The sequence below is a fragment of the Pseudomonas fluorescens genome (assembly GCF_040448305.1).
Lineage (GTDB): Bacteria > Pseudomonadota > Gammaproteobacteria > Pseudomonadales > Pseudomonadaceae > Aquipseudomonas > Aquipseudomonas fluorescens_BH.
Window position 1 is genome coordinate 3,101,107 of the sequence record NZ_CP148752.1, and the last position, 20,537, is coordinate 3,121,643.

At 60.7% G+C, this 20,537-nt stretch carries 18 protein-coding genes and 2 pseudogenes; 4 read left to right on the forward strand and 16 right to left on the reverse strand.

Annotated features, from left to right (window positions below):
* The first annotated feature begins 2 nt into the window (after positions 1-2).
* Positions 3-1,346, forward strand: a complete 1,344-nt coding sequence (gene pssA / locus WHX55_RS13980) for a CDP-diacylglycerol--serine O-phosphatidyltransferase (RefSeq protein ID WP_353742917.1) — start codon at positions 3-5, stop codon at positions 1,344-1,346.
* Positions 1,347-1,514: 168 nt separating this feature from the next.
* A complete protein-coding gene (locus WHX55_RS13985) occupies positions 1,515-2,531 on the forward strand; it encodes an AraC family transcriptional regulator (RefSeq protein ID WP_353743050.1) in 1,017 nt (338 codons plus the stop codon).
* Between the two features lie 17 nt (positions 2,532-2,548).
* Here the strand turns inward: WHX55_RS13985 and WHX55_RS13990 are convergent, their stop codons facing one another.
* The 6 genes and pseudogenes from WHX55_RS13990 to WHX55_RS14015 all read right to left on the reverse strand — a co-directional run.
* Positions 2,549-3,037 (reverse strand): LEA type 2 family protein, encoded by a 489-nt coding sequence (locus WHX55_RS13990; RefSeq protein ID WP_353742918.1) that lies wholly within the window; start codon positions 3,035-3,037, stop codon positions 2,549-2,551.
* A gap of 58 nt (positions 3,038-3,095) precedes the next feature.
* Entirely contained in the window at positions 3,096-4,568 is a 1,473-nt protein-coding gene (locus tag WHX55_RS13995) for a nucleobase:cation symporter-2 family protein (protein ID WP_353742919.1), read from the reverse strand.
* Between the two features lie 97 nt (positions 4,569-4,665).
* Entirely contained in the window at positions 4,666-5,373 is a 708-nt protein-coding gene (locus WHX55_RS14000) for an HPP family protein (protein WP_150756059.1), read from the reverse strand.
* A gap of 242 nt (positions 5,374-5,615) precedes the next feature.
* Positions 5,616-5,780, reverse strand: a pseudogene (locus tag WHX55_RS14005) (MFS transporter); the annotation flags it as partial.
* Between the two features lie 2 nt (positions 5,781-5,782).
* Complete coding sequence (locus tag WHX55_RS14010; RefSeq protein ID WP_150756060.1) at positions 5,783-7,162, reverse strand: UDP-glucose/GDP-mannose dehydrogenase family protein; 1,380 nt, start codon at positions 7,160-7,162, stop codon at positions 5,783-5,785.
* Positions 7,159-7,248: pseudogene (locus tag WHX55_RS14015) on the reverse strand (4-amino-4-deoxy-L-arabinose-phospho-UDP flippase); the annotation flags it as partial. The gene WHX55_RS14010 and the pseudogene WHX55_RS14015, both read right to left, overlap by 4 nt.
* A 371-nt stretch (positions 7,249-7,619) precedes the next feature.
* On the opposite strand from WHX55_RS14015, the gene WHX55_RS14020 reads away from it, so the two are divergent.
* Positions 7,620-8,558 carry a tyrosine-type recombinase/integrase gene (locus WHX55_RS14020; protein ID WP_150756061.1) on the forward strand — a complete coding sequence of 313 codons (939 nt, stop codon included), beginning with the start codon at positions 7,620-7,622 and terminating at the stop codon, positions 8,556-8,558.
* A 4-nt stretch (positions 8,559-8,562) separates the two neighbouring features.
* Here the strand turns inward: WHX55_RS14020 and WHX55_RS14025 are convergent, their stop codons facing one another.
* The 7 genes from WHX55_RS14025 to WHX55_RS14055 form a co-directional block, all read right to left on the reverse strand.
* Entirely contained in the window at positions 8,563-9,633 is a 1,071-nt protein-coding gene (locus WHX55_RS14025) for an ABC transporter ATP-binding protein (protein ID WP_353742920.1), read from the reverse strand.
* Positions 9,630-11,228 (reverse strand): iron ABC transporter permease, encoded by a 1,599-nt coding sequence (locus WHX55_RS14030; RefSeq protein ID WP_150758110.1) that lies wholly within the window; start codon positions 11,226-11,228, stop codon positions 9,630-9,632. The genes WHX55_RS14025 and WHX55_RS14030 overlap by 4 nt, the downstream gene beginning before the upstream one ends.
* A gap of 4 nt (positions 11,229-11,232) precedes the next feature.
* Positions 11,233-12,246, reverse strand: coding sequence for an iron ABC transporter substrate-binding protein (locus WHX55_RS14035; RefSeq protein WP_353742921.1), 1,014 nt, complete (start codon positions 12,244-12,246; stop codon positions 11,233-11,235).
* A 373-nt stretch (positions 12,247-12,619) separates the two neighbouring features.
* Positions 12,620-13,177, reverse strand: a complete 558-nt coding sequence (locus tag WHX55_RS14040; RefSeq protein ID WP_150756065.1) for a PqiC family protein — start codon at positions 13,175-13,177, stop codon at positions 12,620-12,622.
* 17 nt (positions 13,178-13,194) lie between these two features.
* A complete protein-coding gene (locus WHX55_RS14045) occupies positions 13,195-14,871 on the reverse strand; it encodes an MlaD family protein (protein WP_150756066.1) in 1,677 nt (558 codons plus the stop codon).
* Positions 14,852-15,508 carry a paraquat-inducible protein A gene (locus tag WHX55_RS14050; RefSeq protein ID WP_150756067.1) on the reverse strand — a complete coding sequence of 219 codons (657 nt, stop codon included), beginning with the start codon at positions 15,506-15,508 and terminating at the stop codon, positions 14,852-14,854. The genes WHX55_RS14045 and WHX55_RS14050 overlap by 20 nt, the downstream gene beginning before the upstream one ends.
* A complete protein-coding gene (locus tag WHX55_RS14055; RefSeq protein ID WP_150756068.1) occupies positions 15,505-16,101 on the reverse strand; it encodes a paraquat-inducible protein A in 597 nt (198 codons plus the stop codon). Before WHX55_RS14055 ends, WHX55_RS14050 begins: the two co-directional genes overlap by 4 nt.
* Positions 16,102-16,258: 157 nt before the next feature.
* Between WHX55_RS14055 and WHX55_RS14060 the strand changes: the two genes are divergently transcribed.
* Positions 16,259-16,471, forward strand: coding sequence for a hypothetical protein (locus tag WHX55_RS14060; protein ID WP_224789082.1), 213 nt, complete (start codon positions 16,259-16,261; stop codon positions 16,469-16,471).
* 92 nt (positions 16,472-16,563) lie between these two features.
* Here the strand turns inward: WHX55_RS14060 and WHX55_RS14065 are convergent, their stop codons facing one another.
* The 3 genes from WHX55_RS14065 to WHX55_RS14075 all read right to left on the reverse strand — a co-directional run bounded on the left by WHX55_RS14065 (position 16,564) and on the right by WHX55_RS14075 (position 20,483).
* Positions 16,564-17,865: an FAD-binding oxidoreductase gene (locus WHX55_RS14065; RefSeq protein WP_353742922.1), complete on the reverse strand. Its 1,302-nt coding sequence runs from the start codon at positions 17,863-17,865 to the stop codon at positions 16,564-16,566.
* Entirely contained in the window at positions 17,862-18,950 is a 1,089-nt protein-coding gene (locus WHX55_RS14070; RefSeq protein WP_353742923.1) for a polyamine ABC transporter substrate-binding protein, read from the reverse strand. Before WHX55_RS14070 ends, WHX55_RS14065 begins: the two co-directional genes overlap by 4 nt.
* 174 nt (positions 18,951-19,124) lie before the next feature.
* Positions 19,125-20,483, reverse strand: a complete 1,359-nt coding sequence (locus WHX55_RS14075) for a glutamine synthetase family protein (protein ID WP_090455086.1) — start codon at positions 20,481-20,483, stop codon at positions 19,125-19,127.
* Positions 20,484-20,537: the final 54 nt, after the last annotated feature.

A 20,537-nucleotide genomic window follows, 5' to 3' on the forward strand; every position in this document is an offset into this window, starting at 1 on the left:
CTATGCCGTCGTTTTTCAAACGCTCCCTGCTGCCCAAGTTGCGCAGTTTTCCGCTGACGGCCGATGCCGTTAGCGTCCTCTCCGGCGCTGCCGAATTCCGTCGTTGCCTGCTGGAGAAAATCGCCAGCGCGACCCGGCGCATTTACATCGTTGCGCTGTACCTGCAACAGGATGAGGCCGGCCAGGAAATTCTCGATGCCTTGCACGCGGCCAAACTGGCGCGTCCGGAACTGGACGTGGTGGTCGTCGTCGACTGGCTGCGCGCCCAGCGCGGCCTGATCGGTGCCGGCAAGCAACCGGGCAACTCCGCCTGGTATCAGGAAATGACCCGCACCCATGCCAGCGAAGTGCCGATCTACGGCGTCCCGGTACAAACCCGCGAATTGTTCGGTGTGTTGCACCTTAAAGGCTTCGTGATCGATGACTGCGTGATCTACAGCGGCGCGAGCCTGAACAACGTCTATCTGCACAAGTTCGACAAGTACCGCTACGACCGCTATCACCTGCTGCACAATCGTGAACTGGCCGATTCGATGGAGCACCTGGTGCAGCACGGCCTGGTGGCGTCCAAGGCGGTGCACCGCCTCGACCTGCCGAACCTGCCGACCACCCGCAGCCTGCGCAATGACATCGGTGACCTGCGCAGCCGCCTCAAGCACGCGGCGTACGACACCACGCAGGGCACCACCGACAGGACCGGTTTGTCCGTCAGCCCGCTGCTCGGCGTCGGCAAGAACAATCCGCTGAACCGGGTGATCTGCGAACTGATCGCCAGCGCCCAGCAGCAACTGATCATTTGCACCCCGTACTTCAACCTGCCGCTGGCGATCATCCGCGAGATCAACCGCGCGCTGGCCCGTGGGGTGAAGATCGACATTGTGGTCGGCGACAAGACGGCCAACGACTTCTACATTCCGCCGAGCGAACCGTTCCGGGTCATTTCGGCGCTGCCGTACCTGTACGAAATCAGCTTGCGCCGGTTCGCCAAGCGTCATCAGCGCAACATCGACAGCGGCCAGTTGAACCTGCACCTGTGGCGTGATGGCGACAACACCTATCACCTCAAGGGCATGTGGATCGACCGGCGCTATACCTTGCTGACCGGCAACAACCTCAACCCGCGGGCGTTTCGACTCGATCTGGAAAACGCCTTGTTGATCGATGATCCCCATGGCGAACTGCTGGAGCCGCGTCGCAAAGAGCTGGCAGAGATCTTCCAGCACACCCGTCGCATCGAGCACTTCCAGAACCTGGAAACCCTGGCCGAATACCCGACGGGCGTGGCCAAGTTCCTCAAGCGCGTGAGTCGCGTGCGGATCGAGCGGTTGCTTTACCGCATTCTGTAAAGCCGGTGGATCTCAGAAAAGCAATCGCGAGCAAGCTCGCTCCCACAGGGGATCCGGGCTGTTCACAGCATTTGTGAGCGACGCAGATCCAGTGTGGGGGCGGCGGTGCGGTAGCGGTTTCAGCTAATATGCCCCCCACTCGAACAAGAACAGGGCTTGCCGCGATCCATGTCGGAAAAAGACACCATCTCCATTCAACTGGTGCGTGAAGCACTGTTGCAAAGCTGCGCGCCAGGAATCGCCACGGATGAGGTGTTGAGCAAGGTCGGCATCGACCCGCAGCTGCTGGGCAGCACCGACGCCCGTGTTCCGGCCACGGCCTATGCGCGCCTGTGGCGGTTGCTGGCACGGCGCGGGGATGATGAGTTCTTTGGCATGGACCCACGCAAACTCAAATCCGGCAGCTTTGCGTTCCTGTGTCGCAGCGCCATGCTCCAGCCCAACGTGGCGGCGGGAGTGGCCAGCGGCCTGGGGTTTTTGTCGTTGATCCTCGAACACCTGCCAGCGCAATTGGTGCGTCAGCAAAGCCTGGCGGAAATCGTCCTGCTGGAGGACGACAAGGACCCGCGCCGGGCCTTCACCTATTTCACCTACTGGATGATCGTGCACGGTGTTGCCTGCTGGCTGGCTGGACGGCGGATTCCGATCCTGGCCATCGAACTGCGCTGTTCGAAGCCGGATTTCTGCGATGACTATCAGGTGATGTTTTCCGAGAACCTGCGCTTCGACCGCCCACGCACGCGGATGATTTTCTCCGCCGATTGCCTGGACCTGCCCATCAAGCGCAGCCCTGAAGAACTCGAGCGATTCCTGGCCCGTGCGCCGGCGAACATTCTGGTGAAGTACCGCGATCCGCAGAGCCTGGCCAGCCGCATCAAACACGACTTGCGCCACCTGCCGGGCGAACACTGGCCGGAAACCGAAGCCCTGGCGCAACGCCTGTGCATGTCGGCTTCAACCCTGCGCCGTCGACTGGCCGAAGAGGGGCAAACCTACCAAGGCCTCAAGGACGGCGTGCGCAAGGAGCTGGCGATTGTCTGGCTGGCCGAACCGGCGATCAGCTTCAGTGAAATCGCCACGCGGCTGGGGTTCGCTGACGTCAGTTCGTTCTACAAGGCGTTTCGCAAGTGGTCGGGGTCAAATCCGGGGCATTACCGCAGCCTGATTCTCAATGACACTGAGTAAGTTCAGCGGCGCAACCGTCATTTCTTCGCAGGCGTTCGACGGCTGCCCGTGGTCGCCATTGGCAGATTGAGCGTGCCACTGTCGACGAAACGCATCGTGTTGAACACGCCACCCGAGAGCTTGCCGCGCAGGACGTAGGGCATGTTGTTGAGCGTTTTCATCTGGCTGATGCCATAGGTCTGGCGGATCACCGAAAACGCCGAAACGCTGACCGGCACGCTGACGACGGTGTCGGAAAAACGCCCGATCGTACCCCGCTCATCGGTGACGCCAGAGGCGAAGGGCTGGCCGTTGATGTCCAGGTCCAGGGCGACACCGCTGTAGGTGAGGGTGGTGTCATTGGGGTTCTGCACGCGGATTCTCACGGCAAATCGCACTTCCATGCCCTCGCCTTGCAGGGGCTCGACACCCACGACGTTGATTCTCAACGGGTCTCGATTGGGTAGCGAGGAACAGGCGCTCAGGCAGAGCAGGAGGGAAATCAGGACCGCGTGGACGCTGCGCATGGACGTGCTCTCATCTGAAAAAGGGCTGAACCGCCAGCGGCTCAGCCCTTGAGTCCGTCTAGTGGTTCGACTGTGCGACCATCGCAGGCTTTGCGGGTTCATCCCTGGCGGTCACATCGGGGTTCTGCATGACCTGAAGCACCGAGGCCTCCGGATCGAATTCGTCCTCTTCCAGTTCGATGAATTCCTCGGGCAGGAAGATATTAAGAACGATAGCGCACAGCGCGCCGACGGTGATGGGCGATTCGAAAATGTTGTGCAGGGCCTTGGGCAGTTCCCGCAGGACTTCCGGCACGGCGGCCACGCCCAGGCCCATGCCGACGGAAATCGCCACGATCAGCATGTTGCGCCGATGCAGGCCGGCCTCGGCGAGAATCTTGATCCCGGCCACCGCGACGGTGCCGAACATCACCAGTTCCGCGCCACCCAGCACCGGTTTCGGCATCAGTTGCAGTACCGCGCCGATCATCGGGAACAGGCCAAGCACCACCAGTAATCCGGCAATGAAAAACGCCACGTAGCGGCTGGCCACGCCGGTGAGCTGGATCACCCCGTTGTTCTGGGCGAAGGTCACCATCGGCATGCTGTTGAACACCGCGGCCATGGCCGAGTTGAGGCCATCGGCGAGCAGGCCGGACTTGATCCGGCGAATGTACACCGGGCCTTTGACCGGTTGCCGGGAGATCATCGAGTTGGCCGTGAGGTCACCGGCGGCCTCCAGCGGCGACACCAGGAAGATCACCGCCACCGGGATGAACGCCACCCAATCGAAGGAGAACCCGTACTTGAAGGGTACCGGCACGCTCATCAACGGCACTTCGGGCAGGCTGTTGAAATCGACCTGGCCCATAAGCCATGCCACCCCGTAGCCCAGGGTCAGGCCGATGACAATCGCCCCCAGGCGCAGAAACGGCACGTCCACCCGGTTCAACACCACGATGGTTCCCAACACCAGTGCCGCCAGGGCCAAGTGACTGGCAGCACCCAGGTCCGGGGCGCCGAAGCCGCCGGCGATGTCGGTCATGGCGACCTTGATCAGCGACAAGCCCATCAGCGTGATGATCGTGCCGGTCACCACCGGGGTGATCAGCATGCGCAATTTGCCGATGAACTGGCTCAACACCACCTCGATGAACGCGGCAAAAAAGCACACGCCGAAAATGGTCGAGAGAATCTCATCGGTACCGCCGCCCCGGGCCTTGACCATGAAGCCGGCGCTGAGAATCACACTGATGAACGAGAAACTGGTGCCTTGCAGGCACAACAGGCCAGAGCCCACCGGACCGAAGCGCCGCGCCTGCACGAAGGTGCCCAGACCAGAGACGAACAGCGCCATGCTGATCAGGTAGGGGATTTCGCTTTGCAGGCCCAGGGCGCTGCCCATGATCAGCGTCGGGGTGATGATGCCGACGAAGCTCGCCAGCACGTGTTGCAGGGCGGCGAAGACGGTGGCGGTCAGATGCGGGCGGTCATCGAGGCCGTAGATCAGGTCGCTGTGGCGTGGAGCGGGGGCTTTTTCGGAGGCGGTCATGGTGGTTTGCGTGCCAGAAGGCGGGCCGGGTCAGAAAATGGAGGCGCAGGATGCCAGAACCGCCCGGCCACGGCAAAAGAACCTCCAAAACAGTGACTTACAGCCGTGGGGCGAGCACCTCGCCCACGCTGCGGCGTTTGGCGTGCAGTTGGCTGGCCTGGATCAACTGTTCGAGGTCTTCGGGCGTGACGTCATAGAACGCTTCCATGTCGGCCAACGCCAGTTTCAGGTCTTCGGCGGTGATGGCCTGACGGTCGACCGGCAGGTGATCGGCAGGAATCCTGGCCACCGGTTCGCTGGCACTCTTGGGGTAACGAACGCGGGTCAGGTTGTTGTAGGCCAGGGCACAGAGCAGCATCGTCGCCGCGCTGAGCATCACCGGTCCGATGGCTCTCCAGTCCATGGCAATGGTCGCCGGATCGGCCAGCACCAGGGTCAGGGCCAATGCACCGGCCGGTGGATGCACGCAGCGCAGCCAGCACATCAGGATCAACGCCATGCCCGCCGCCAGGCAAGCGCTACCCAGGGTTCGGCCCAACACATGGGCCACCAGCAAGGCAATCACCCCGGCGGATAAGTAGCCGCCGAGAATCGACCAGGGTTGGGCGAGCGCGCCCGACGACACGGCAAACAACAGCACCGCCGAAGCCCCCAGCGGGCCGATCAGGTGCTGGGCCACCTCGATGCCGAACACCTGGCTACAGAGCCACACGCTCATCAGTGTCCCCAAGGCCATGCCGATGGCGGCGCGGCTCCATTCGGTGGGGCGGGTGTTGATGGCGGCAGGCAACCAGCGAGCAAGCATTCCGAGAAAACTCCGGCAGAAAAAATCCATGCAAAAAAAAGGCTTAGCTGGGGAACCCAGAAAGCCCTTGAAGTTGTTCCAACTGTTGGGGGAGGAACGCGCACAGTGTGCCGTTCAATCCAGCTACTGACAAATTCATATTAATGAGCTTTCAGTGCATTAATATTGCTTTAAAACGCCCCGTCGGCCGCTTGTGTAGCACAGCAAACCACCCAGGGCAGCGAGTGCACTCAAGGCATAATGCAGGCGAGCAGGGCGGCCATGATTTCCATGGTGTGCCGGGGATTGCTGGTCACCAGCAGGTACTGCGACAGGTAAAAGGTAAATCGTCCGTGCACCACGGTGCTGAGCAGGCAGCCGGCGGTGAACAGGATCAGAGTGCGGTCGTTTTTCAGGGGGATCAGGGTGTTCAGGCAACCACTGACTCGGCAAACCATTGCTGGTACGGAATCGGCAATTTGCTCGACTCGCCCCGGCCGATCGGGAAGTAGGTGAAACCGATGCGTGCCAGACGGTCCGAGTCGTACAGGTTGCGGCCGTCGAAGATCACCGGTGCATTGAGCCGCTGCTGGATCAGCTCGAAGTCCGGCGCCTTGAACTGTTGCCATTCGGTGCAGATGATCAGTGCTTCGGCACCGGACAAGACCGACTCGGGCGTGCCCATGAGCATCAGCTTCGATTCATCGGGATACAGCTTCTGGGTTTCCTGCATGGCTTCCGGATCGAACGCACGGACATTCGCCCCGGCGGCCCACAAGGATTCGAGCAACACCCGGCTCGGTGCATCGCGCATGTCGTCGGTGTTTGGCTTGAACGCCAGACCCCACAAGGCAAAGGTCCTACCACGCAAGTCGCCCTTGTAGAACGCGTTGATGCGCTCGAACAGCTTGAATTTCTGTCGCTCGTTGATGGCTTCCACCGCTTGCAGCAGGTCACTGGAGCAATGGGCCTGTTCGGCGCTGTGAATCAGGGCGCGCATGTCCTTGGGGAAACATGAACCACCGTAGCCGCAACCGGGGTAGATGAAGTGATAGCCGATACGCGAGTCGGCGCCGATGCCCAGGCGCACCGATTCGATGTCGGCGCCCAGGTGCTCGGCCAGTTCGGCGATCTGGTTGATGAAGCTGATCTTGGTCGCCAGCATGCAGTTGGCCGCGTACTTGGTCAGCTCGGCACTGCGCAGGTCCATGAACATGATGCGTTCATGATTGCGGTTGAAGGGCGAGTACAGGTCACGCATCACCTCACGCACTTCTTCGCGTTCACAGCCGATGACGATTCGGTCCGGGCGTCGACAGTCGGCCACGGCCGAACCTTCTTTCAAGAACTCCGGGTTGGAGACGATATCGAACTGCAATACGCGCCCAGCGCTGAGCAGGCGTTTGTCGATGTGTGTGCGCAAGGCATCCCCGGTGCCGACCGGGACGGTGGACTTCTCCACCAGGATCGCCGGTTGCTCGCGATGACGGGCCACGGCGTCGCCTACCGACATCACGTAGCGCAAGTCCGCCGAGCCGTCGTCCCGGGAAGGTGTACCGACCGCGATGAACAGCACCTGGCCATGCTGTATCGCGAATTTTTCGTCGCTGGTGAATTGCAACCGTCTGGCGTCAAGACCTTCGCGTACCAGGCTGGCAAGCCCGGGTTCGAAAATACTCACGTGGCCCTGTTGGAGCAGTTCGACCTTATTCTCGTCAACGTCCATGCACACCACGTCGTGGCCGACTTCCGCCAATACCGCTGCCTGCACCAGGCCGACATATCCGCTACCAAATACACTGATTCTCATGGGGCATTCCTTGATTCAGGCGCACGAGCTGGTCGAGAATTGATGGTTATGACGCCGAGGGTGAGCAATGCCACGCCAAGGCTTTCCAGGCAGGTCGCAGACAGGCGACCAGCAGCAATAGCGGGCTCATGGTGCCACCTGAGGAATAATCAAAATCGAGTCAGGATAGGCAAGGCCATATTTCAATTCGCGTATCGTGTTGAAAAAAGCCACTTCCGGCCGTTTCAACCCCCAGGACAATGCCCAGGCTGCCCAGCACTGCAGCGGGCGCAAGGCCTGAAGAACAGCGGCATGCCCTACGGCAGTGATTTCCTCGTCGCCGATACAGGGCCGGGAAAAGGGAGAAATGCCTGTCTCTTGGGCAACTCTGGGGCTGTAAACGCAATTAGGCTTTACATCATTGTTTTTTTACTTCTTAGTTGTTTCATTGAACTGTTTTAATTCAAGGCCGTTTCGTTTGATTGACTTACCTGTAACTGATTCCCGCACCCCCATCACCAATCCACTGACCCTGTATCTGGCGCGACTGGCGCCGTCCAGCCAACTGACCATGCGTTATGTGCTGCAGGATGCTGCCGACCGCCTGGGTTTCGAAGACCACGATATCGAGGAAATTCCCTGGCACAATCTGCAGCCCGAGGACGTCATTGCGCTGGTGGCTACCTTGCGTTCGGACGGCTATGCGCCGAACACGTCTTCGCTGTATGTCAACGCAGTGCGCGGGGTGATGAACGAAGCGTGGCGCATGAGCCTGATCTCTCAGGAGCACCTGTTGAAGATGCGTACCGTGAAGGGCATGGCCGGGACACGGCTGTCCCAGGGGCGCAATCTCAGGCGCACGCTGATCCAGGAGTTGATGGCGGTCTGCGCTGCCGATCCGCGGCCACAAGGCCTGCGGGATGCAGCGATCATCGGGATTTTGTACGGTTCCGGGATGCGCAAATCCGAATCGGTGAACCTGGAGCTGAACCAGGTCGACTTCACCGAGCGCAGCCTGCGGGTGACCGCCAAGGGCAACAAACAGTTGATCAAGTACGCCCCGGCCTGGGCCTTCGCCAAGCTTGAAGCCTGGCTCGAGCTGCGCCGTTCGTTGCTCAAGGACGGCGAGCCGGACGATCCGTTCCTGTTCAACCGCATCCGCCGTGGCAGCCACATCACCCGTGAACGCATCACCAAACACGCGATTTACTACATCGCCCGACAACGGGGCGCGCAGGTCGGGGTGAAAATCATGCCCCACGACTTCCGGCGTTCATTCATTACCCGGGTAATCGAAGAGCATGACTTGTCGATTGCGCAGAAGCTGGCGCACCACAGCAATATCCAGACCACGGCCAACTACGATGTGCGCGATGACAACGAGCGGCGTCGGGCGGTGGATCGATTCGATCTGTGAACGATCACATCTCGCTCAGTACATGGGCATGGCCGATGGTCGAGACCTGAACCGAGCTGCCGGCGGGTGGTGCATACATGCCGGAACTGCGCACCAGCAGTGATCGGCCCGGTTGCTCGCTACGAGTCAATGACTGGAGTTCCACCGTCAGCGTGCAGGTGTTGCCGCTGAAGTCCCGATCGGTGACCACCGCCCGGCACCCGCTGGCTTCCAGGTCACTGGGGAGGATGCTGGCCAGTTGCAGCTGTTCGGGTCGCAGCATGATCTGCGCCGAGCTGTTGTTGCGGTGGTTGTTGACCGGGATCCGCCCCAGGTCGCAATGGGCCCAACCGGCCTCGATGCGCGCGGGCATCACCACGGCATCCCCCAGGAACAAGGCGGTCTGTTCGTCTTCGGGATAACGGTAAAGGTCCAGCGGATGCCCTGACTGCACCAGTCGGCCATGACGCATCACCGCCAACTGGTCGGCGAACGACAGGGCTTCACTCTGGTCATGGGTGACCAGGATGGTGGTGACGCCCGCGTCTTCCAGCAGCCGCGCAACCATCTTGCGCATGGCGGCGCGCAAGCCGGTATCGAGCGCCGAGAACGGCTCGTCCAGCAGCATCAGCCGTGGCTGTTGCGCCAGGGCTCGGGCCAGGGCCACGCGCTGTTGCTGGCCACCGGACAATTCATGGGGCCAGCGCTCGGCCATCTTCGCCTCCAGGGCCACGCTGTCCATCAGTTCGGCGACGCGCTGCTGTTTTTCAGTGCCCTTGGTCGCCAGGCCGAAGCCGATGTTTGCCGCCACGGTCATGTGCGGGAACAGTGCGCCGTCCTGTGGCACATAGCCGATCAGACGTTGATGGGCCGGCACTTCGTGGGTGCCGTCGACCAGGGTCTGGCCGTTGAGCGACAGGCGGCCGGAATCGGGGAACTCGAAGCCGGCAATCATCCGCAGCAACGTGGTCTTGCCTGAGCCTGAAGGGCCGACGATGACCGTGCGACTGCCGCTGGGCACCGACAGGCTGACGTTGTCCAGGGCGCAATGGGCGCCATAGGACTTGTAGAGGGCATTCAATTCAAGAGTGTTCATCGGCCAGCCGTTTTTTTCGATTGGTGATAAAGGAGTCCGGTCAACGGAAGCGACAGCACAACCATCAATAAGGCGTAGGGCGCAGCGGCTGCGTAATCGATTTCGCTGGTCAAGGCCCAGAACCCGGTCGCCAGGGTCCGCGTGCCGTTCGGGGCCAGCAGCAGGGTGGCGGTCAATTCGTTGGTGATCGCCAGGAACACCAGCGCCGCGCCGGCGGCAGCCCCCGGTGCGGCCAGGCGCAGGGTGATCAGCCACAGTGCCCGGGCCGGCGAGCGGCCAAGGCTGCGGGCCATGTTTTCCAGTTCCACCGGGGCCTGGGCAATGCCTGCGCGCAGGCTCACCAGGGCACGGGGCAAGAACATCAACAGGTACGCCAGCAGCACGGTGAAGGTGGTCTGGTAGATCGGCCGGGCAAAATGGATCGTGACGGTCACCAGCGCCAGGGCAACGATAATGCCAGGCAAGGAACTGGTGATGTAGTTGCAGCTCTCCAGCACCCGTTGCATTCGACCGGGGTAGCGGATCGACAGCCAGGCAATCGGGATCGCCGCGCAGGTGGTCAGCGCCGCGCCCGCGATGCCGAGCAGCAGGGTTTGCTCCAGTGCGGGCAACAATTCGGCCATGTCCCAGACTTCCACACCGCCGGCGATGAGCCATTTACCCAGGGTAATCAAGGGCACGCCCAGGGCCAGGGCGCAGGTCACGATTTGCAGCGTCAGCGAGAGCAGGGTGGAGGTCGGGTTCAGGCGCACGACCCGTTGCTCCCGGGCGCTTCCCGAACCGACGCGAGCGTAACGCGCGGAACCCCGGGCGGCGGATTCGGCCGTCAACATCGCCAGGCAACACAGCGCCAGGACACTGGCCAGCATGTGCGCAGCCGCACCGTTGAAGGTCGATTTGAACTGATCGAAGATCGCGGTGGTAAAGGTGTCGAAGCGGATCATGGCGTACAGGCCATATTCGGCCAGCAGATGCAGGCCGACCAGCAAGGCGCCGCCGCAGATCGCCAGGCGCAATTGCGGCAACACCACGCGGAAAAACACTTTCCAGGGTTTGAGCCCCATGGATTCGGCGACGTCTTCGATGGCCGGATCGAGCCGGCGCAAGGTGGCCGCCACCGGCAAATACAGGAACGGGAAGTAGGCGATGACCGAGACCAGGACACCGGCAAACAAGCCGTGAATCGGTGGCACCAGGCTGACCCAGGCGTAGCTGTGAACGAACGCAGGCACCGCCAGCGGCGCGGTGGCCAGCAACGACCACCAGCGCCGCCCCGGCAGATTCGTGCGTTCTGTGAGCCAGGCCAGCGTCACCCCCAGGGCGACGCACAAGGGAATCGTCAGCAGCACCAGCAACACGGTGTTGACCAGCAGTTCACCGACCCGAGGTCGGAACACCAGGGCCACAACGGTTGACCAGCCGGTCTGCAGGGACACGCCAATAACGTAGGCGATCGGTAGCAGTGCCAGTAATGAAACCAGCACCGACAAACCGATCACCCATACACCGCCACGTCCCGCAAAGACTCCACGGGAACGTCGACGCAAATGTGCGGGTGTCGCCTCAGCGACCCCCGCTGGCAGGGTTTCTGGCATCAATTTAGAGCAGTCCGGCCTGTGTCATCAGCTCCACGGCTTTTTTACTGTCGAGTTTCGAAGCATCGACAGTCGGCGCATCGAGTTGATTCAGAGGCACCAGTTTAGGGTTGGATGCAGCGCCTTTGCCCACGGCGTATTCAAACGACTTGCCGTTCTTCAGGACAGCCTGGCCATCCTTGCCGGTAATGTATTTGAGGAACGCCTGGGCCTGTTCCTGGTGTTTGCTGGAAGCGAGGACGCCGCCGCCGGAGATGCTGACAAAAGCGCCCGGGTCTTTGTGCTTGAAATAGTGCAGGGCGGTGTTCTTGCTGTTTTCGCCCGTCTTGGACTGATCCACCAGGCTGTAATAGTGGTAGATCACGCCGCTGTCGATCTGTCCGGCATTCACCGCCTTGAGGACCGAACTGTTGCCGCGGTAGTTGGCGTAGTTGGTTTTCATCGCCTTGAGCCAATCCAGCGTGGCGGCTTCACCCTTTTGTTCGAGCATTGCTGCGACGATGGCCTGGAAGTCAGCACCACCGGGCGATGCACCCCAGCGACCCTTCCAGCTCGGCGAAGCCAGGTCCATGATCGATTTCGGCAGGTCGGCTTCCGGCAGTTTGCTCGGGTTGTAGACGAACACCGTGGAGCGTGCGGCGATCCCTACCCATTTGCCATGGGCCGGACGGTAGGCGGAGTCAACCTGCTCCAGCGTGTTTTTATCGACAGGCGCAAACAGCCCGGCGTTGTCGACCAGGACCATGGCCGGGGAGTTTTCGGTCAGGAATACGTCCGCCGGCGAAGCCGCGCCTTCCTGCACGATCTGGTTGCCCATCTCGGTGTCATCACCGTTGCGCAGGGTGACGGGAATACCGGTTTCCTGGGTAAATCCCTCGACCCAGGCCTTGGTCAGGCTTGCGTGTTGCGCGTTGTACACCACGATGCCGACGGAGTCAGCGGCATAGACCTGGCCAGCGCTTAGCAAAGCGGTGGCCAGCAGGGCTTTTTTCAAGAACGAAGGGATTTTTGGAATCATTCTGCGGGCTGCTCCTGGTGCATTTTTTGAAAGTCATGCGCATTCAAACGCCAGTTAACCAATGCGAATCATTTGCATGTTTTTGAAGTGCGGGAAATGTAGAGATCCAAATGAGAAAATAACGTCAAAAAAACCGTTAATACATGTAATTTTCATTCAGATTAGCAGCACTGTATCCACTGTGGTTCGACTCGTCGATCAAACGATACCGTCGATCAGAATATCGTGCTGCCCCCGGCCGCCTTTTGTCGTGCGCCTCGGCGCACTTGACGGTGCCAGTTGCTGCTGGCCGCCTGTCGCGGGGAATGACAGCAGGAAACAGTCGGGATGGATTAACGGCGAACTTGTCGCCGTTAATCCGGGGGGAAGGCGTTCAGGGCGAAGGGCAACTCGCCTGTGGCCTGGCGGCAGCCTGGCTGATCAGCGCGGCCAGGCGTTTGACGTTGTTTTGCTGGGCAAGCACCAGGTCATCGACGCTCGCGCCCGAAGGCGTTTGCAAGGCGCTGCGGCAAATCACCCGTGCCGTGTCGCCGGTGCTGGCACTGCGCAGGCGCCATTCCACGTCCATCAAGGCGTACTGGCCGGGGACCGAGTCAAAACGCTGCACATCGACCCGCACCGAATGTCGGCCTTGTACAGGACTGTTGCTCAGTTGGTCGGCCAGCGCACTGCGCAATTCGTCCACGAGGGTCGAGCCCCACCATTGGGTTTCCAGGATCGCCAGGCCGCTGTTGCCCTCGCGAATGACGATCTGCGCTCGATCGACCTGGGGCGGCACGCTGATCGTCTCGATCTGGATCACCCCAACGGTGGTCCTTGAATGATCGCCCTGCTGCGCCGGGGTCAGGGTGTGGAATTGAATCGGGTCACTGCGGCAGGCGGCGAGCAGCAACATCGCGGTGACCAATGTGAACTTCAGCGGAAAAGCCATGGGTGTTGCTCCTGTGTTCAATTGCGCGGTGGCCCTTGCAGATCCATGGGTGCGGCATTGTTCGGACGGCCGCGAAGCAGCGATTCCGGATGCCGTCCCAGGTAATCCGAAAGATCACGCAAGGATCTCGACGTGCGTCCCAGTTCATCCAGGGTCTGCCCCAGTTTTTCCCGTTGTGGCGAGTCATCGGCCAAGGTCGAACTGGCGGATTGCAGGGTCGTATTGGCCGTTTCCAGCGTCTTGCTGACGTCCGACAAGGTGGTTTGCACACCAGGCAAGATCTTGCCGTTGAATTGCATCATGCCTTTGCGCAGTTCAACGAGATTGCCATCGAGATTGCCGGCGATACGCTCGATCGGCAGTTTGTTGATCTTGTCGACCATGGATTCGAGTTTTTCCTGCAATTGCTCAAGGCTGCCGGGAAGGGTCGGAATCATGACCGGGCGCGCGTTTGCATCGAAGGCGACTTTGTCGGCCTTGGGGTAGAAATCCAGGGCAATGTACAACTGGCCGGTCAGGAAGTTGCCGGTGCGGGCCTGGGCACGCAGGCCGTTTTCGATGAAGGTGCCGATCAGCCGCACGCCAGCGGCTTCGTCATTGGGATCATGCTTGAGCGCCTTGAGCATTTTGATGTGGGCCTGGCCCAGGCGCTGCGGGTAGATCACGATACCGACGTTGATTGGAAAGGAACGCTTTGTCTCGTCGTAATCCAGATTGACCGCCACCACCTTGCCGATTTCCACGCCGAGGAATTCCACCGGGGCATCGACCTTGAGCCCGCGCAGTGCCTGGTCGAAGCGCATGGCCAGGTACTGCGGCTTGCCGTTAGGCGGGGCGAGGGCGGTTTGTTGGTCTTCGAACAGTTCGTAGGCGTACTCTGCGGCAGCAGGTTTATCGCCGGGGCTGTAGTCGGGCGCACGGAAGGCAATGCCGCCCACCAGCAAGGAAGACAACGACTCGGTCTTGACCGCAAAACCGTTGGCGCCGACGTTCACATCAATGCCGCTGGCGTTCCAGAAACGGGTGTTTTCGGTAACGTACTTGTCATGGGGTGCATGGATGAACAGTTCTATGTTCACGCCCTTGCCATCCGGGTCCAGCGCGTAGGCCACCACCTGACCCACCGGGATCTTGCGGTAGTAGACCGGAGAGCCGATATCCAGCGACCCCAGGTCCTGGGTGAACAGGGTGAAACGCTTGCCCGGCTCGCCGTAGGTTATGGGTGGCGGGTTTTCCAGCCCCTTGAAGTTTTTTGCCCGGCCGTTGGCCTGGCCGATATCGGCACCGATGTAATCGCCCGACAGCAGCGTATCGATACCGGACACACCGCCCGCGCCAATGCGCGGCCGCACGACCCAGAACTGCGAATCTTCGCGGGTAAAGCTTTCGGCCTGCTTTTCCAGTTTGATGGTGGCGTTGACACTCTTCTGGTCACCGCTGAGCTCCACATCGGAGACATGACCAATCACGACATTGCGGTATTTGACCTCGGTTTTATTCGCGGTCAGGCCGTCCCCGGTCTTGAACGTGACAACGATGGTCGGTCCTTGTTGCAAAATGCTGTGAACCACCAGCGAAATACCCACCAGCACCGCGACGATCGGAACGATCCAGACCAGCGAAACGCTGAAACGGCGGGTCTTGATCGGCGCGAGCCCGGGGGCTTGCGGCCCGTCAGTGGCTTGTGACTTCATCCGTGACCTCCTCATTGTGTGGGTTTTCCCGTTCTTTATCCCAAATCAAGCGTGGATCGAAACTCATTGCCGACAGCATGGTAAATACCACCACCAGACCAAAAAACAGAATGCCCGGGCGCGGTTCGATATCGGCCAGGGCCTGGAACTTGACCAGCGAGGCCACCAGGGCGACCACGATCACATCGAGCATCGACCAGTAACCGATGACCTCGACGAAGCGGTACAGCGTCGAGCGCTCTTTACGTGCCCACTCGCTGTCGCGCTGCACGGTGACCAGCAGCAATGTGATGGCGACGAACTTGATGCCCGGCACCGCGATACTGGCAATGAAAATGATCAGGGCGATGTCCCAGGCTCCGGCCTCCCAGAACTCCAGCACGCCGCTCATGATCGTGCTGTCGGCGCCATGGCCGACCATTTCGGTGTTCATCACCGGCAACAGGTTGGCCGGGATATAGAACACCAGAGCCGCGATCATGTAGGCCCAGGTGCGTGTCAGCGAATTGTTTTTGCGCCGGTGCAGCGGTGCACCGCAACGCTCGCATTCGTGGGGCTCGAAGGTCATGTCGCAGGCGAGCCCGCAGGTGTGGCACAGGCACAGGTTGAGCTCGTCGGCGTAAGGAGGCGTGCTCATACAATGTCCCATAGTTCGCGGATGTCGCGCCCGGCGATGCGGATCATCATCAGGCTCAACGCAGCCAAGGCAAACAAGCCGATGCCGGGCAACACATCGAGCAGTCCGGCGAGCTTGATCACCGCGACCATGGCACCCAGCAGGCAGACTTCGAGCATGCTCCAGGGCCTCAGTGTTTCCAGCCAGCGCATGCAGAATTTGAATCCGGGCGAGCGTTGCCGGGCGAGGGCGAAGCCCAGCACCCAGATCAGCAGCAGCAACTGGAAAATCGGCGCGATGATCATGGCGATTGCCGCCACCATGGCGATGAAGGTGATAGGTCCCAGGCTCAGGGCCAGCACCGAGTCCCAGAGCGTTGCGCTGTTCTTCACGCCTTTGAGGTTGATGCTCATCACCGGATAGAAATTGGCGAATATCCAGAGCATCAACGCGGTGAAGGTCAACGCAAGACGCTGTTCCACCGTGAGGCCGTTATAGCGCTGAAGCACGCCGCCACAGCGCGTACACAGGGTTTTTTGATGTTTGGCGAGCGTTACTTTTTGGTACACGCTGTCGCAGTGCTCGCAGATGATCAGCTGATCAGTAGTCGCCATGGGTCAAGCTCAACAGAAGGCAGGAAGTTCAGAGCACCCCCTCAATATAGAGGTGACTTGCAATTGAGCAAATCGAAAGTCGCAACGTGAACACTATCCGCCGCAGGGGGGATGAATCGAGCGACGTAAAGAGTGGTTCTACTTCACCGAAAACGAGTTGTCGCCGAGTAACATCACCGAGCGTACCTGGACAATGGTGCCGATCAGTCAGGCGATCAACAAACTGATGCAGACCTACATCAAATACCCGCCACGCAAGATGCAAAGCATGACCTACGACGGGCCGATCGAGTTGTCCAAGTACCAGAAATTCCAGTCGGTACGGGAAGAAATGCAGAAGGAGGGCATTAACATCCAGATGCCTCAATGAATGTGCGCGGCGATCTCTAGAGGTCGCCGCAGCCCCACCTGACCTGCCGGGACGCCTGAAGCGAGGGACAACTCGCATCAGGCGCCCGGTGGTCAACCCAGCACTTCCCGCATCCGATACCAGAACATGCCAAGGGCCAGCAAGGGTGAACGCAGAGCGCGTCCGCCGGGGAAGGTCATGTGCGGCACGGCGCTGAACACGTCGAAGCCTTGGCTGTGGCCGGCATGGATCGCTTCGCCCAACAACTTCGCGCACCAGTGGGTCACGTTCAGGCCATGGCCGGAGTAACCCTGGGCGTAGAACACGTTCGGGTGCTGGCTCAGGCGCCCAACCTGGGGGAAGCGGTTGGCCGAGATGCCGATCTTGCCGCCCCACTGATAGTCGATGCGCACATCGGCCAGTTGCGGGAACACCTTGAGCATCTGCGGGCGCATGTAGGCGCTGATGTCCGAAGGATCGCGCCCGGAGTAATGGCAGGCACCGCCGAACAGCAAACGCCGGCCAGCCGAGAGCCGGTAGTAGTCCAGGCCGACCTTCTGGTCGCACAGCGCGAGGTTGTGCGGGATCAGTTTTGCAGCGGCGTCTTCCGACAACGGCTCGGTGGCGATGATGTAGCTGCCTGCCGGGAGTACTTTGCCGCTGAGCTTCGGTTCCAACTCTTCCAGGTGCGCGTTGCAGGCCAGCACCAACGTGCCTGCACTCACAGTGCCACCAGCGCAACGGACCTGCACCGTGCTGCCATGGATCAACTCCAGCACCGGGCTTTGCTCGAAAATCCGCACCCCGAGGGACTCGGCAACTTGCGCTTCGCCAAGGACCAGGTTCAGCGGATGCAAATGCCCCGAGCCCATGTCCACCAGGCCGCCGGCGTACACACCGGAGTTCACTACCTGTTCACGGATCTGCTGCGGCGCGACCAGTCGGGTTTCAAAGGCATAACCGGACTCGATCAGTTCCACCTGCTCGGCCTTGAGCGCTTTGAACTGGGCAGGGGTATTGGCCAGTTCGCAGAAGCCCCAGCTCAGGTCGCAATCGATGCCGTGCTCGCGGATGCGCTTGGCCACGACTTGCACCGATTCGGTCCCGGCATGCTCCAGGTATTGCACGCCATCGGCGCCGATGTGCTTGGCGAAACTGCTGACGTCATGGCCGATACCACGAATCAACTGGCCACCGTTGCGCCCGCTGGCGCCCCAGCCAATTCGCCGGGCCTCCAGCAGGACCACCGAGAGCCCGCGTTGGGCCAGTTCGATGGCGGTGTTGATGCCGGTGAAACCCGCGCCGACCACGCAGACATCGGCCGTAAGGTCCGAGGCCAGCGCGGGACGCTGCTTCATGCCTTTGGCAGACGCTGCGTAATAGGAGTGGGTGTGTTCCTTGGTGTACTGATTCATTTGTTGGACTTCACTTTGCTCCACGAGCGGGTCATCAGGCGCATGATCGACTGCGACGGCGTGGTGGAGATGTAGAGTTTGTCGAGGACTTCCTGGGACGGATAAACCTCGGGGTTGCTGACCAGCTCAGGGTCCATGTACTGCTTGGCGGCCGGATTCGGGTTGGCGTAGCCGACCGACTCGCTGACCTTGGCAATCACTTGCGGGTCCAGCAGGTAGTTGATGAAGGTGTGAGCTTCTTTTGGATTGCTGGCGTCGGCGGGGATGGCCAACAAGTCGAACCACAGGTTGGCGCCTTCCTTGGGAATGGCGTAGGCAATGTTCACGCCGTTCTTGGCTTCCTTGGCACGGTTGGCGGCCTGGAACACGTCACCCGAGTAACCGAACGCCACGCAGATGTCGCCGTTGGCCAGGTCCGAGACGTACTTGGAGGAGTGGAAGTAGGTGATGTAAGGGCGGATCTGCAGCAGCTTGGCTTCGGCCTTTTTGTAGTCCTCGACACTTTCGCTGCGTGGGTCCATGCCCATGTAGTTGAGCATCGCCGGGAACACTTCGTCCGCCGAGTCCATCATCGACACGCCGCAGGCGCTGAGCTTCTTGATGTTTTCCGGTTCGAACAGCACGGCCCAGGAATCGATCTTGTCGATGCCTAGCACTTGCTTGACCTTGTCGACGTTATAGCCGATGCCGTTGGTGCCCCACAGGTACGGCACCGAGTGCGAGTTGCCCGGATCGTTCTTCTCCAGCAGCGCCAGCAATTTCGGGTCGAGGTTCTTGACGTTCGGCAGTTGCTCGCGATCGAGCTTGAGGAATGCGCCGGCCTTTACCTGGCGGGCGAGGAAGTGGTTGGACGGCACCACCACGTCATACCCGGTACGACCGGCAAGCAGTTTGCCTTCCAGGGTTTCGTTGGAATCGAATACGTCGTAGATCACCTTGATCCCGGTCTTGGCCTGGAAGTCGGCGAGGGTGGTTTCGCCGATGTAGTCGGTCCAGTTGTAGACGCTGACCTGGGGTTGGGCCTGAACACCGGCGCTGAACACTGCTGCCAGCGCGACCGGAACCATGGATTTCAATAGACGCATATCGATACCTTCTTGGAATTATTGGATTCTTTTTGGGTGTACTTCCTCACTGTGGGAGCGAGCTTGCTCGCGATGGCGGCCTGTCAGCCAACATGAATGTTGAATGTACTGACGCCATCGCGAGCAAGCTCGCTCCCACAGGGGATGTGTGATCACATGCGGGAGCCAGGTTTTTCAGACGCTGAGCATCAGGAACTCACGTTCCCACGAACTGATCACCCGCTTGAAGTTCTCGTGCTCGGCGCGTTTGACCGCGACATAGCCCCGCACGAACTTGCTGCCCAGGTAGCGGCTGATGGTGTCGCATTCCTCCATCTGGGTCAGGGCGTCCTCGATGGTGATCGGCAGGCGCAGGTTGCGACGCTCATAGGCGCGGCCCTGTACCGCTGCGCTCGGCTCGATGCGCTCGACCATGCCCAGGTAACCGCACAGCAGGCTGGCGGCGATGGCCAGGTACGGGTTGGCATCGGCACCCGGCAAGCGGTTTTCCACGCGCATGGCGTCCGGGCTGGAAGTCGGTACGCGCAGGCCGACGGTGCGGTTTTCTTCGCCCCATTCGACGTTCACCGGTGCCGAGGTGTCCGGCAGGAAGCGGCGGAACGAGTTGACGTTCGGCGCGAACATCGGCAGCACTTTCGGGATGTACTTCTGCAGGCCGCCAATGTGGTGCAGGAACAGCTCGCTCATGTTGCCATCGGCATCGGCGAAGATCGGTTGGCCGGTGGCAATGTCCACCACGCTCTGGTGAAGGTGCATGGCGCTGCCCGGCTCGTCGCCGACCGGCTTGGCCATGAAGGTGGCGGCCACGTTGTGCTTGAGCGCCGCTTCACGCATGGTGCGCTTGAACACTGTGATCTGGTCCGCCAGGTCCAGGGCGTTGCCATGACGGAAGTTGATTTCCATCTGCGCCGGGCCGTCTTCGTGGATCAGCGTGTCGAGGTCCAGACCTTGCAGTTCGCACCAGTCGTAGACGTCTTCGAACAGCGGGTCGAATTCGTTGGCCGCGTCGATGGAGAACGATTGACGACCGCTTTCGGCACGGCCCGAACGGCCCATCGGCGCCTTGAGCGGCAGGTCCGGGTCTTCGCAGCGCTGGGTCAGGTAGAACTCCATTTCCGGCGCGACGATCGGCCGCCAGCCTTTGTCGGTGTACAACTGCAGGACTTTCTTCAGCACGTTGCGCGGCGACAGTTCGATCGGGTTGCCGAACTTGTCGAAGGTGTCGTGGATCACGATGGCGGTCGGCTCGATGGCCCATGGCACCACGTAGACGGCGTCGGCGTCCGGCTTGCAGACCATGTCGATATCGGCCGGGTCGAGCAGGTCGTAGTAGATGTCGTCGTCGACAAAGTCCCCGGTTACCGTTTGCAACAACACACTTTCCGGCAGGCGCATGCCTCGCTCATGCAGGAACTTGTTGGTGGGTGCGATTTTGCCGCGTGCAATGCCGGTCAGATCGCTGACGACGCACTCGACTTCGGTAATCTTGTGATCTTTCAGCCAAGTGAACAGCTGATCGAAAGGGACATTCATAAAGACCTCGTTATTGGTTTTATTAACGCCAGGAGAGACCGGTTTCATCCGCCG

Bases quoted from the DNA above. Each gene is read 5' to 3' on its own strand.
- pssA (WP_353742917.1), top strand. From the start codon at position 3: ATGCCGTCGTTTTTCAAACGCTCCCTGCTGCCCAAGTTGCGCAGTTTT.
- WHX55_RS13985 (WP_353743050.1), top strand. From the start codon at position 1,515: ATGTCGGAAAAAGACACCATCTCCATTCAACTGGTGCGTGAAGCACTG.
- WHX55_RS13990 (WP_353742918.1), bottom strand. From the start codon at position 3,037: ATGCGCAGCGTCCACGCGGTCCTGATTTCCCTCCTGCTCTGCCTGAGC.
- WHX55_RS13995 (WP_353742919.1), bottom strand. From the start codon at position 4,568: ATGACCGCCTCCGAAAAAGCCCCCGCTCCACGCCACAGCGACCTGATC.
- WHX55_RS14000 (WP_150756059.1), bottom strand. From the start codon at position 5,373: ATGCTTGCTCGCTGGTTGCCTGCCGCCATCAACACCCGCCCCACCGAA.
- WHX55_RS14010 (WP_150756060.1), bottom strand. From the start codon at position 7,162: ATGAGAATCAGTGTATTTGGTAGCGGATATGTCGGCCTGGTGCAGGCA.
- WHX55_RS14025 (WP_353742920.1), bottom strand. From the start codon at position 9,633: ATGAACACTCTTGAATTGAATGCCCTCTACAAGTCCTATGGCGCCCAT.
- WHX55_RS14030 (WP_150758110.1), bottom strand. From the start codon at position 11,228: ATGCCAGAAACCCTGCCAGCGGGGGTCGCTGAGGCGACACCCGCACAT.
- WHX55_RS14035 (WP_353742921.1), bottom strand. From the start codon at position 12,246: ATGATTCCAAAAATCCCTTCGTTCTTGAAAAAAGCCCTGCTGGCCACC.
- WHX55_RS14040 (WP_150756065.1), bottom strand. From the start codon at position 13,177: ATGGCTTTTCCGCTGAAGTTCACATTGGTCACCGCGATGTTGCTGCTC.
- WHX55_RS14045 (WP_150756066.1), bottom strand. From the start codon at position 14,871: ATGAAGTCACAAGCCACTGACGGGCCGCAAGCCCCCGGGCTCGCGCCG.
- WHX55_RS14050 (WP_150756067.1), bottom strand. From the start codon at position 15,508: ATGAGCACGCCTCCTTACGCCGACGAGCTCAACCTGTGCCTGTGCCAC.
- WHX55_RS14055 (WP_150756068.1), bottom strand. From the start codon at position 16,101: ATGGCGACTACTGATCAGCTGATCATCTGCGAGCACTGCGACAGCGTG.
- WHX55_RS14065 (WP_353742922.1), bottom strand. From the start codon at position 17,865: ATGAATCAGTACACCAAGGAACACACCCACTCCTATTACGCAGCGTCT.
- WHX55_RS14070 (WP_353742923.1), bottom strand. From the start codon at position 18,950: ATGCGTCTATTGAAATCCATGGTTCCGGTCGCGCTGGCAGCAGTGTTC.
- WHX55_RS14075 (WP_090455086.1), bottom strand. From the start codon at position 20,483: ATGAATGTCCCTTTCGATCAGCTGTTCACTTGGCTGAAAGATCACAAG.